This is a genomic window from Pseudomonas sp. MPB03 (assembly GCF_046605385.1).
In the GTDB taxonomy this organism is placed as follows: Bacteria; Pseudomonadota; Gammaproteobacteria; order Pseudomonadales; family Pseudomonadaceae; genus Aquipseudomonas; species Aquipseudomonas zanjanensis.
Window position 1 is genome coordinate 3,825,564 of record NZ_CP176770.1, and the last position, 12,716, is coordinate 3,838,279.

General features: G+C 59.3%; 7 protein-coding genes and 2 pseudogenes. 3 read left to right on the plus strand and 6 right to left on the minus strand.

Annotated elements, in window-relative coordinates:
• Nucleotides 1–19 precede the first annotated feature (19 nt).
• Nucleotides 20–619 (minus strand): LysE family translocator, encoded by a 600-nt coding sequence (locus ACLH0I_RS16815; RefSeq protein ID WP_411384829.1) that lies wholly within the window; start codon nucleotides 617–619, stop codon nucleotides 20–22.
• A 626-nt stretch (nucleotides 620–1,245) separates the two neighbouring features.
• Here ACLH0I_RS16815 and ACLH0I_RS16820 point away from each other — a divergent pair.
• Nucleotides 1,246–2,019 (plus strand): acyl-homoserine-lactone synthase, encoded by a 774-nt coding sequence (locus tag ACLH0I_RS16820; RefSeq protein ID WP_411384830.1) that lies wholly within the window; start codon nucleotides 1,246–1,248, stop codon nucleotides 2,017–2,019.
• Nucleotides 2,020–2,048: 29 nt separating this feature from the next.
• Nucleotides 2,049–2,915 (plus strand): helix-turn-helix transcriptional regulator, encoded by an 867-nt coding sequence (locus ACLH0I_RS16825; protein WP_411384831.1) that lies wholly within the window; start codon nucleotides 2,049–2,051, stop codon nucleotides 2,913–2,915.
• Nucleotides 2,916–2,983: 68 nt separating this feature from the next.
• Here the strand turns inward: ACLH0I_RS16825 and ACLH0I_RS16830 are convergent, their stop codons facing one another.
• The 3 genes from ACLH0I_RS16830 to ACLH0I_RS16840 are packed head-to-tail and all read right to left on the minus strand — an operon-like array spanning nucleotide 2,984 to nucleotide 8,585.
• Nucleotides 2,984–6,058, minus strand: a complete 3,075-nt coding sequence (locus tag ACLH0I_RS16830; RefSeq protein WP_411384832.1) for an efflux RND transporter permease subunit — start codon at nucleotides 6,056–6,058, stop codon at nucleotides 2,984–2,986.
• A complete protein-coding gene (locus ACLH0I_RS16835; RefSeq protein ID WP_411387520.1) occupies nucleotides 6,055–7,098 on the minus strand; it encodes an efflux RND transporter periplasmic adaptor subunit in 1,044 nt (347 codons plus the stop codon). Before ACLH0I_RS16835 ends, ACLH0I_RS16830 begins: the two co-directional genes overlap by 4 nt.
• Before the next feature lie 56 nt (nucleotides 7,099–7,154).
• A complete protein-coding gene (locus ACLH0I_RS16840; RefSeq protein ID WP_411384833.1) occupies nucleotides 7,155–8,585 on the minus strand; it encodes an efflux transporter outer membrane subunit in 1,431 nt (476 codons plus the stop codon).
• A 297-nt stretch (nucleotides 8,586–8,882) separates the two neighbouring features.
• Between ACLH0I_RS16840 and ACLH0I_RS16845 the strand changes: the two genes are divergently transcribed.
• Nucleotides 8,883–10,223 (plus strand): diaminobutyrate--2-oxoglutarate transaminase family protein, encoded by a 1,341-nt coding sequence (locus ACLH0I_RS16845; protein WP_411384834.1) that lies wholly within the window; start codon nucleotides 8,883–8,885, stop codon nucleotides 10,221–10,223.
• A 534-nt stretch (nucleotides 10,224–10,757) separates the two neighbouring features.
• Here the strand turns inward: ACLH0I_RS16845 and ACLH0I_RS16850 are convergent.
• Nucleotides 10,758–11,960, minus strand: a pseudogene (locus ACLH0I_RS16850) (ABC transporter permease); the annotation flags it as partial.
• Nucleotides 11,961–12,028: 68 nt separating this feature from the next.
• Nucleotides 12,029–12,716, minus strand: a pseudogene (locus tag ACLH0I_RS16855) (ABC transporter ATP-binding protein); the annotation flags it as partial.

Below are 12,716 nucleotides of genomic sequence, written 5' to 3' on the forward strand. Positions count from 1 at the left end.
CTTCAACATCAGCGCACACTCAGGTGAAATTCACCTGGGATGCGATATTGAAAAGCATGCCGCAGGCGAACAACCCAATCACCAGGGAAATGGCTCGATTCAAAAATCGTCCGGATACAATCGCGTGGAACTTTCGACCACAAAAAGCGCCAGCCGCAATCCACACCAACCCCACCGGAAAAATAATGGCTGAAAATAGCAGCATGAACGACAGCCAGCTATCCAGCGACAGGAATGTGCCCGCTGGCGCAACGAAGGAAACAAAAAACAAGCCTTTGGGATTTGTCAGCGTTGCCACGAATAAATCCGGAACGGTAATACCCGTCGTTGCGCCAGGCCCATGGTCTTTTACCGAAAACCAAAGTTTCAAGGAAATATAAAAGAGAAAACACACAGCAAAGATCTTGGTGGCGATCACCACCCAGGAGTGATCGGTTATCAGTAAATCAATGAATACTCCCCACATCGTCATCTGAATAACGTATGCCAACCATTCTGCTGCAACGAAGCGCATCGAAAGCGAATTGAGCCCTCTACTTATACCCGCTTGCAACAACAATGAGTTCGTTGGTCCCGGAACCAACAACACGGTCAACAACGAAAGCGCAATATAATTCATAGTATCCATCCATATCAGGAGCCGGTACGGCCAGTTTCCAGGGTCAGATCGATCCGTCATCCTTCCACATGACTTCAGGCAGAGCCACATGAATTCAGCAACTCAGTCATACGAGGTCAGACAACCAACTTAAATAGAGCAATCACACTAGACCACCATCAATGTGCCATACCTCTTCGAACCGCTCGCCAATTCATAATCCTTGGGCTCCCTGTCCGTGAGTCAACCCGCGATAAAAAGTCACCGAGCCCACGACTAGATGACATTTTGTTTACAGGCGCTAGAGTTTATCTCAACGCGTCAATTTTTTGAACAAAACAATATCAATCATTTACGGGACAACGCGTTAAGATCGTCAAAAAATCAATAGACCAGATTTATTTCATTTTCAGGCGACACCCTTTAATCAACACCAGTTTGCCACCATTTCACGCCTATACTTTTTTGGATGCCCAGCAATACAAATCCACAACTAACGAGTACCCCACTACTTATAAGGCGCCCCGCCAGCGCACCACCCTAATTAGACTACACGCTCTATTAATCAAAGACTGTACTTTAGGACAGTTGAAATACCTTAGTGCAAAGTCAACAGTAGCTTCACCTGCAGCCAAGAAGTCGCACCGATGAACTACTCCCCGTGCACCTATGAATTTTCCGGCGTATCCACCCGCATCGTAAGCTACTCAAACATCCCCCTCGACACCCTCGAACAAATATTGTCCATTCGAAAACTCGCCTTCATCGATCGAAAGAAATGGGACATTAAAAGTTATCAAGGCAGCGATTATGAGTGGGATGAATACGACGACCCCGACGCACTCTATCTCTACGCCCATGAAAACGACCGCGTCACCGGCTGTGTTCGACTACGCCCTTCCAGCAAACCCACATTGATGAGTGGATCCCTGAGCTTTATTCTTCCCACCGAAAAAACCAGACCGCCTTTGAATCACTGTTGGGAAGCCACAAGATTTGCACTTTCAGCCAATAATTTTTCCACGAGAAAACTCACCCGAGCTAATGTAGACATTCGCACAGCGGCACTTTTCCTGTCAATGATTAAGTTCGCTCAACAACAAAAAATTCACACGTATGAGATTGTTGTTGACACCCTGATGGCAAAAATCCTGAAACGTTCTGGCTGGCCAATTGAAAGAATCAACAGCGCATTAGGCTCGAAGGGAGAACAGATCATTTACGGCACATTGCCATGTACTTTTAAAACTTATGAGGAGGTCCTCAGCAAAAACGCCATACATCGAACAACTGAACTTACCCACTCGCGCATGACACACCGCTCGTCAGATAGACTCCATAAATCCCTGGACACTCCCCAGCTACTCGCCAGTCGAAACATTCCGGCAAAGATCCCCATGCACACTGAGCTGCAGCTTTAATCAAATAATTGGATGATTTTGGAGAAAGGATGAACCTACAACGATTATTCCCGCACATTGGCAAAGTCATTGCCAGTACCGGCAGCCGCAACTTCCCTCGGATGTTGCACGACCTGATACTCACGGAAATACCCGTGGACGCAACCCATATTACCGAGCAACGGATCGGCACAAGTAACATGTCTGAACCGAGCGCCTCCAGCATCGGCTGCGTCGGTATGGACAACGCCTGCATCGGTGCCCTCATGGACACGCATACCGCCAAGCCTTTCTTCCTGGCCGACGATATTCTCTTTGAAGACGCAGCACCGCAAAAAATACCCAACTTCTCCCGATGCCTGCTCACGTGCGAGCGTTCAGAACAGGTGCCTGGCTACAACGCAGCGGCGCAGTTACACCTGACCACCCGAAAGAACGGTCGTCGTTATGTGCTGTCCATCTACCGATCGCCTCTTTCAAAGGGATTTACCGCACAAGAACATGCATTGTTGAAAGATTTTTCCTGTCTTTTATTGCCGATGGTCGAAGAGCATGTGGCGGCCCTTGTTCCACCGGAGTCCACTCGACCGGATCCTTTCCTGGCATTGGACGCTTCGGAAAACGGCGGCATGGAAGCGCTGCGCCAAAGGTTCGCCGATCGACTGCTTTTATCGGGCTTGAGTTTGTCCTCTCGTGAAACGGAAGTCTGTGTGGGTCTGCTGGCCGGGCGTACCGCTCCTGAACTTGCCGAGCAACTGAACCTGAAAGTCAATACCGTCGAAAGTTATCTAAAGCGTGCCGCTATCAAGATGGGAATTGGCGGGCGTCGTTCGCTGATCCGTTGGATGCATTCGATGGATGCCACACCGGCCCACCTGGAATGGAATGGCAGTAACGCCATTCAACAAGCCGTGTAAACCCACCCCCAACGATTGCTCATTCATTGACCGAATCGAGTATTTGTTGGGGGAATATTGTTTCCCCCTCAGCCCTCCCCCGCCACACCGGCTTCCACTGATGTTCGAGTGCGACGCTTCAACCATTCCAACGCATCGTCCACGTAAGTGAAAATCACCGGTACCACCAGCAGGCTCAACAGCGTCGATGTCAGCAAACCACCCATGACCACCACCGCCATCGGCTGTCTGAAACTCGGGTCTTCACCCATTCCCATTGCGGTCGGCAACATCCCGGCGCCCATCGCAACGGTCGTCATCAGGATCGGGCGGGCACGTTTGTGGCAAGCATCCACCAACGCATCGTATCGACCCAGGCCATAATCGCGGCGGGCCATGATGGCGTACTCCACCAACAAAATGGAGTTTTTGGTCACGATGCCCATCAGCATCAACAGGCCGATGACCGATGGCAGGGAAAAACTGAAATTACAGATCAGCAAGGCCAATAACGCGCCGCCCAGCGAGAGCGGCAGCGCCGAAAGAATCGTCGCCGGTTGCAAGAAGTCGTGGAACAGCAACACCAGGACCGAATAGATACAAAACACGCCAATGGCCATGGCCAGGCCGAAGCTGGCGAACAGTTCCGTCATCAACTGCAGTTCGCCCTGCTCCACCAACTTCACTTCGGCTGGCAAGTTGCGCATCACCGGCAGTTGGCGGGCCTCGGCCATGACCTCACCCAGGTTGCGACCATTGAGTCCTACAGACAGGGTGACATTGCGCAGGCGGTCCAGCCGGCTGATTTGCGCCGGCCCGCTGCCCATGCTGATGTCCCCCAACGAGGCCAGGGCGACCTGGCCGTCTCGTCCGGTTACCCGCAATTGGCCGATCGCCTGCAAGTCGTCGCGCAACAGCGAATCCATGCGCACCCGCACGTCCACTTGGCGCTGGGACAAATTGATCTTGCCCAGTTGCGAGGAGTATTCGCCATAAGTCGCCATGCGCAAGGTATCGGCGATGTCCTGGCTGGTGATGCCCAGTTCCGCTGCCCGGGCAAAATCCGGTCGCATCTGGATCTCCGGTCGTTGCAAGGCGCTACTGGACGAGACATTGCCGATCCCGCGCAGCTCACGTAACTGGGGCTCAAGGGCGCTTGCCGTACGTTCGAGCAGATCGCCGTCATCGCTGGCAAGGACGATATTGAGCTTCTCTCCGCTGCCATCGCCGCCCACGTTGATGCGCACGCCCGGGAGTGTGCGCAACACCTGGCGCATCTGCGCTTCCACCTCCACCTGCTTGCGATCGCGGGCATCCCGGGGTGCAAGTTCCACCGTCAGGACCGCATCGCCAGCGCCGGTGATATCGGCAGGGCTCGAGCCGGAACTGCTGGCGGTCCCCACCGAGCTGAACACATGCGTAACGTCAGGAAGCTCACGCAGCCGCTCGCTGGCCTGCAAGGCCATTGCGCTGGTGTGTTCCAGCGTCGTTCCTGGCGGCAGCTCCAATGTGACTTTGCTGCGGCCGGTGTCCTGGGCTGGCAGGAAACTGGTGGGCAGCAAGGGCACCAACGCCAGAGCTGCGACAAAGCACAGGCCGGCCAGAGCCATCGTTGTCTTGCGCCGAGTCAGGCTGACGTGAATCCAGCCCAGGTAACGGGTCATCAACGAGCTGTCATGGTCGGCTTCGTTCCTTGCCTTGAGGAAATAAGCCGCCATCATCGGCGTCAGCAGCCGCGCCACCAGCAGTGAGAACAGCAGCGCAACCGACGCCGTCACACCGAACTGGCGGAACAGCTTCCCGGCGACCCCCCCCATGAACGCTGTGGGCAGGAACACCGCGACCAGGGTGACCGTCGTGGCGAGCACTGCCAGGCCGATTTCATCCGCGGCCTCGGTGGCGGCCTGAAGCGGGGTCTTGCCCATGCGCAAATGCCGCGCGATGTTCTCGATCTCGACAATGGCATCGTCCACCAGCACACCGATGACCAACGCCAGGGCCAACAACGAAACAGCGTTGAGGGTAAACCCGGCCAGGTACATCACGCCGAAAGTGGGGATGATCGACAGCGGCAACGCCGTGGCGACGATGAGCGTGGCGCGCCAGTCCCGCAGGAACCACCAGACCACCAGCACCGCCAACAGCATGCCTTCGTACAGCAAATTCATCGAGTCGTGATAGTTGGCGAGCACGGCCTTGACCGTGTCACTGACCTCAACGATTTGCACGTTGGGGTGCTGTTTCTCAAACGTGGCCATGGCCTGCCGCACGTCATTGGCGACGCCGACATCGGAGAATCCCAGGGAACGCGTGACCTGGAAACCGATCACCGGCCGGCCATCGCGAAACGCCCGCGAGCTACGTTCGGCATGGGTGTCACGAATGTCGGCCAACTGCCCCAGGGCAAGCAGGCGCCCGTCGCCACTGGGAATATCGATAGCGCCGAGGGCCGCCGGATCATCAATGGCGCCCAAGGTGCGCATGGCTTGCTGACCGCTGCCCAGGTTGCCCTGTCCACCGGAATTGTCCTTCTGCATGGCCCGCAGCTGGTTGGCGACGTCCGTGACGCGGATGCCCAGGCCCGCCATCAGCGCAGGGTCGAGATCGACCTGGACTTCCCGATCGACCCCGCCCGTACGCGCGATCATGGCCACCCCGGGCACCGCCAGCAGCTGTTTGCTCAGCTCATTGTCGACGAACCAAGACAAGGCCTCTTCATCCAGGTTGTCGGAGTCGATGACATAGGTGAGCAACGCCGAGGCGCTGGTGGTCAGTCGGGAAACCGACGGTGTGTCGAGGTTCGCCGGCAGTTGCGCCATGGCGCTGTCGACCGCGTTGCGCACTTCATTGAGCGCCTCGTTGCCATCCTTGTCGATGTCAAAGCTGACGTTGATGTTGACGGCACCGTCGGTGATGCTCGTCGTCACGTGCTTGAGCAGGCGCAGGGACGTCAGCTTGTCCTCGATCTTGCGCGCCACTTCCGTTTCCAGTTGCTCCGGGGCCGCCCCTTCCAGCGAGGCGCTGATCACCACCATCGGCAGGTCCATGTCAGGGAAATCCTGGATGGCGAGCTTTTCAAAACCCGACAGGCCAAAGAGCGTCAGCAGGATGAACAGCATGACGGCTGGGACCGGGTGACGGATCGACAAGGCTGAGATGTTCATGGCTGGGCGACCTGGGATTGGACGAGGGTCACGCTCGCGCCATCGTTGAGGAACGCACCGCCGGCACGCACGATGCGCGCAGGCTCATCGAGACCACTCAGTATCTCCACGGCCTGATGCATGCGTCGGCCGACCACCACCGGCCGCTGGACAACGCGCATGTCGTCATTGAGCGTGAATACATAGGAGCGCCCGTCCCGCAGGATGACGGCAGTGTCTGGCACCGTGACAGCCTCGCGCGGCGCCAGCTCGATCTGGCCACTGGCATACATGCCGGCCTGGGCGGCGCTGTCGATTGGCAGGGAGACGTAGATCAATCCTCGGCGAGTCTTGGTATCCAACGTAGGCGACACCAGCCGCACGCGCCCTTCCAGGCTCTGGCCGTCAGGCAATGTCATACGGGCGACCTGGCCAGGCTGCACGTGGGCCAGTTGACGGGCATCCAGCTCGGCCTGCCATTCGATGCGGCCGTCGCGCACCATGCGAAACAGCTCGTCGCCGGCAGAGAGCACCTTGCCGAGCAACGCCGTGCGCGCCGAAATGATGCCATCGTCCACGGCGACGATGCGGGTTTGTCCAAGCCTGATCCGCGTACTCTGCAATTCGGCACGGGCGCTGGCGAGGTCAGCCTCGGCGAGCGCGACCTTGATGCGATAGTCTTCGCGTTGTTGTTCCGACAGCGCCCCGCCCTGTCCGACGACCCGGGCACGACGATCATTGGAACGGGCCTGCTCCAGATTGGCATCGGCCTGGGCAACGAGCGCCTTCTGTTTGTTTTCCTCGGCAACCACTGTGTCGCTGGCGAGCGTGGCCAGTAATTGGCCTTTCTTTACCCGGCTGCCCACATCGGCCTCGATGCTGGCGATGCGCAGGTTGCTGGTCTCGGCGTTGATCACCGCTTCCTGCCAGGGGGCGAGCGCGCCATTGGCAAACAGCAATTGCGGCCAGACCTGGCGTTGCGCCTGGACGACTTCCACGCTCAAGCTGCTGACCCGGGGCGCGGCCTCGGCCGGCTCAGCGCCCCGGCGAAAATAAATCATCGCCGCCACGATCGCGCACACGACGATTGCCAACGCGAATTTGCCCGGTCTCGACCTCACGCGCCGTCTCCGCCCGATGCCCGACTCCGCGCCAGGGGCTGATCGACCTGCCAGCCGCCTCCCAACGCCTTGTACAGGGCAATCCAGTAGCGCACTTGATCCTGCTGCAAGGTGATCAATTCAATCTCTGCGGTCAGCGCCTGGCGGCGGGCGGTTTCCCGGTCCAGCAGGCTGACGTTGCCCGCCTGCCAACCGCGGTCGATAGCCTCGAAAGACTCACGGAACCCCGCGGTGGAACGTTCCACATCCGACTCCCGGCGACGTGCCGCATCGAGACGCACCAACGCCTGCTCCACTTCCATCACACCGGTACGCAGCGTTTGGCGATAGACCGCCAGAGCCGCTTCATACGAGGCCTTGGCACCCTCCGCCGCCGCGTGACGCTGGCCGCCATCGAACAGCGGAATCGACAGTACCGGGCCCAAGGACCAGGAGCGGTTGCGCTGACCGACCATGGTGCCCACGGAAATGGTCCCGGAAAGACTCAAGCTCGGCAGGCGATCAGCCTGGGCGACGCCAATCTCGGCATTCGCCGCTGCCAGTTCTCGTTCACTGGAAGCGACGTCCGGGCGCTGGCGCAGCAAGTCGGCCGGAATCTGTTGCACATTGAGTGCTGCCGGTTGCGGCAGTTGCGCCGGTGTGTGGCCGAGCACGTCCAGCAATCGACTTTCATCGCTGCCTGTCAGCGCCACCAGACTCTTGAGCAGCACCTGGCATTCGCTCTGCTGCTGGACCAGTGTCGCGGCGCTGCTGGCGGCACTGGCATCGGCCAGCGCCGCGTCGGCGGAGGACGTGAAGCCCGCCCCGAACGACTGGTGCGTCATGCGTGCAGTGTCTTGTTGTGACTGGGCCTGGTCACGGTAGGCCAGTGCCAACTTCTGGCAGCCGCGGTATTGCACGTAGTAATCACCGACTTGGGCCGCCAGCGACACCCGCGCGTCATGCCAGTCATCCACCCGTGCTTCGACGCGGGAGCTGGCCGCTTCATTGTTGCGGCGCAACTTGCCGAACAGATCGAGCTCCCAAGCGGCATCCATCGTGGCCGAAGAACCTGAGCCCCCCAGGCGTTCAGAGCCGGTCTGCTGGCCGCCTCGACCACCGGACAACCTGCCATCGAACTTGGGCAAGGCATCGGCGGCGTCACTGTCGGCGGTCGCACGGGCCAGGGAAATATTGGCCCAGGCCTGGTCCATGGACGGGCTATCGGCTTCGGCCAGGCGCAACAGTTCGGCCAACGCCGGGTCATCGAATTGCTGCCACCAGTCAGTCAACCCGGCCACGGACGCACCATGTGGCACCGGTGCCTGCCACTTGGCGGCAATCGGAACGTCTGGCACCCGATAGTCAGGGCCCAATACGCAGCCACTCAAGGCCACCGCACACAGTGTCACCAGTAATATGCTCGGTGGGGGCTTGAAGACATGCATAGCGTTCTCTAAGGGTGTCTACAGGTGAAAACACAGCAAGGCACCCGGCACCGGCACAGCTCAGGGAGGTGGCAGATTATTAACGATGGCTTGATGAGGCTCGTGTGGCAGTTATTTAACCGCGCGCCCGTTCCGATGTCTGGCGTGGAAATTGGGGACAGCTGCCGGCAGGAAAACTCGCGATAAAGACGGGGGCCTGTTGAAATGATCTCGACCTGCCCAGTAATGGCTGCACTTGCTGTCGAGCATGAATGGCCCCCGCTCGGTTCACTTTCCATCGCCAATGGATGATCGAATATGGAAGCACTCACTTACCTCGAAAACATCGAGTCGAACGCACGCACCTATGCGCAGACTTTCCAGCGACTGTTCGTCAGCGGCAAGGGCATGCGTATCAAGGATGCCAGCGGCCAGGAGTTCCTCGATTGCCTGTCGAACGCCGGGACACTGGCCCTCGGGCACAACCCGCCCGAAGTCCGGGATGCGGTGATGCGCTTCCTCGACAGCGACCACCTGCAGCAGGCACTGGACTTGGCCACGCCGGCCAAACACGCGTTCGTGCAGGAGCTGTTCTCGATGCTGCCGGCGAAAATGCGCGACACCAGCAAGATTCTCTTCTGCGGGCCCAGCGGTTCGGATGCCGTCGAGGCCGCCATCAAGTTGGCCCGCCACTACACCAAACGCTCGCCCTTGATGGCGTTCCACGGCGGCTACCATGGGATGACGGCCGGCGCACTGTCGGCGATGGGCAAGCTGTCTCCCAAGACCGGCGACGGCATGATTGCCCAAGGCACGCACTTTCTGCCCTTCCCCTATCGGTTTCGATGCCCGTTCGGCACGAATGGCGAACACACCGATCAACTGTCCATCGACTACATCCGTACCGTCCTTTCGGACCCCGAAGGCGGCGTCGCCAAACCGGCGGCGGTCATCGTCGAGGTGGTGCAAGGCGAAGGCGGTTGCATCCCGGCTTCGGCCAACTGGCTGCGGGCCCTGCGGGAAATCACCCTGGAGCAAGACATCTTGCTGATCGTCGACGAAGTCCAGACTGGCCTGGGACGCACTGGCAGCACCTTCGCCATCGAGCACGCCGGCATCGTCCCCGACATCCTGGTGCTGTCCAAAGCCATCGGCGGTGGCTACCCATTGGCGGTGATCGTGTATGCCGAACACTTGGATACCTGGGGGCCTGGCATGCATGCGGGGACCTTCCGCGGCAATCAGGTGGCAATGGTTGCCGGCGCCGCGACCATGCAGCAAATCCGCAGAGACCATCTCGTCGCCCATGCCGCGCGGATGGGCGAGCGCCTGGAGAGCGGCCTGCAGGACATCGCACAGCGTTGTCCATTCATCGGCGACATCCGTGGGCGCGGGTTGATGATCGGCGTGGAAATCACCCAGCCGGCAGACAATCAGCGCGCCGGCCAGGCTGACGGCGCACGTGCACATGCCATCAAGCTCAACTGTTTCGACAACGGCTTGATGATGGAAACCGGCGGGCGCCATGGCGCAGTGCTCCGGTTCCTGCCGCCCCTGACCATCACCGAGACCGAGGTCGGCATGGTGCTGGACCGCTTCGAACAGGCGGTGAAGAAGGTTGGCGAAACACGCTCCCATGCAGCACGCGTGGCGGTATAAGCCGCCAGGCACAATTCCTGTGGCGAGGGAGCTTGCTCCCGCTGGGTCGCGGAGCGGCCCCAACACGGTCGACTCCATCAACCAGACGGACCGAGCTGCCAGGGTTTAGGGCCGCTTCGCAGCCCAGCGGGAGCAAGCTCCCTCGCCACAGGTTCCATGCCTGGCCTCAAGTTCCATATCTGGCTTCATGCTTGACCATCACGGAGACCGAGGTCGGCATTGTGCTGGACCGCTTCGAACAGGCGAGAAGGTTGGCGAAACACGCTCCCATGCAGCATGCGTCGCGGTATAAGGCGCCAGGCACAATTCTTGTGGCGAGGGAGCTTGCTCCCGCTGGGTCGCGAAGCGGCCCCAACACGGTCGACTCCATCAACCAGACGGACCGAGCTGCCAGGGTTTAGGGCCGCTTCGCAGCCCAGCGGGAGCAAGCTCCCTCGCCACAAGTTCTATGTCTGGCCACAGGTTCCATGTCCGGCTTCAGGTTCCGTGCCTGGCTTCAGGTTCCATGCCTGGCTTCGAGCCCGGCAACCCGGCTCAATCCCGCGCCAATGCATTGATCGGATCGAGCCGCGCGGCATTGCGCGCAGGCACGAAGCCGAACACGACTCCGATCAGGGTCGAACAGACGACAGCGGTGATGATCGAGCCCACCGAGAACACCATCTGCCACTCCTTGACGAAGATCGAAAAGACGTAGCCGATACCAAACGACAAGGCGATACCAATCATCCCCCCCATCAGGCACACCATCACCGCCTCCACCAGGAACTGCTGGCGGATGTCCGACTGGCGTGCACCGACGGCCATGCGGATACCGATCTCGCGGGTACGTTCGGTCACCGAGACGAGCATGATATTCATCACACCGATGCCACCGACCACCAGCGAAATAATTGCGATCAACGAGAGCAGCAGCGCCAGGGACTGGCTGGTCTTCTGCACTGTTTGCATCACACTGTCGAGGTTGTAGGTGAAAAAGTCCTTGATGCCATGGCGTTGGGTCAGGAGCTTGACGACGTGATCTTCTACGATTTTGCTCGGCTGACCATCCTTTATCCGCACCGTAACGCTGTCCAGGAAGCGCTGGCCCAGCAATCGGCCGGCCGCCGTCTCATAGGGCATCCATACATTCAGGTTCTTGTTGGTGTTGAACACGCTTTTGCGGTCTTCGGTCACGCCGATGATCGTACAAGGCAGGTTGTCGATGAGAATCACCTTGCCCAACGGATCACTGTTCGGGAACAGTCGCTGGCGGGTATTGTGGTCGATCACCACCACTTGTGACTGGCGCCGGGCATCGTCCTTGCTGAACGCGACGCCGGAGCCGATCTTGATCCCACGAACCTGGAAATAGCTCTCGCTGACACCGTTGACGGTCGCATTGATGTCGATGTTTTCGAACCGCAAGAGCAGATTGCGGCCAACGTTGGGCGTCGCGCTGTCGATGTAATACTGGTCGCTCAAGGCCGTGACGTCGGACAGCACCAGGGTTTCGATAGCGGTCGAGCGACTGTCCCCCCAGTCAGCCCCAGGCATGATTTCGATCGTATTACTGCCAATCGCCTGGATATCCTTCAGGACATACGCCTTGACCCCTTCGCCGATGGCCACGATCGAAACCACCGAAGTGATACCGATAATGATGCCCAACATGGTCAACAGGGTGCGCATTCGATGCGAGATCAGCGCCACCCAGGCCATATTGAACGCTTCGCTGAACAAGCCGAAGCTGGCGCGCAGTCCGTTCACCGGCTTGACCTTGGCCGGACGTGTGCCTTGCGGCGACTGATCCTCCAAGGGTTGTTGCGGATTGGGCCGATCACTGACGATCTCGCCGTCGCGGATCTCGATGATGCGCTGGGCGTGGGCCGCCACTTTCTCATCGTGGGTCACGATGATGACCGTGTGCCCCGCCCGGTTGAGCTCCAGCAGGATCTTCATCACTTCCTTGCCGCTGGTGGTGTCCAACGCACCGGTGGGTTCGTCCGCCAGAATGATGTCGCCGCCGTTCATCAGGGCCCGGGCGATACTCACCCGCTGCTGCTGGCCACCCGAAAGCTGGTTGGGCCGATTGCTCAAATGCCCCATCAACCCCAGGCGTTTCAGCAGCTCTCCGGCACGGCTGTGCCGTTGCGACTCGGCCGCGCCGGCATAAATCGCCGGCATCTCGACGTTGTGCAAGGCGCTCAGGTGCGGCAGCAAATGGTAGCGCTGGAAAATGAAACCAAAGTGATCACGACGCAACACCGCCAGTTCACGGTCGTTCATCGAACCGGTTTCGCGCCCATCCACCTTGTAGCTACCGGCGCTCGGGTGGTCGAGGCAGCCAAGCACGTTCATCAGGGTCGATTTGCCGGAGCCGGACGCCCCGGTAATCGCAACCACCTCGCCGGCATTGATCGTCAGGTTGATGTCCTTGAGGGCGATGAAGGCCTTTTCGCCGGCCTGGAAGCTGCGGGTGATGCCCTTGAGTTCCAGCAATGGTTGGGTCAT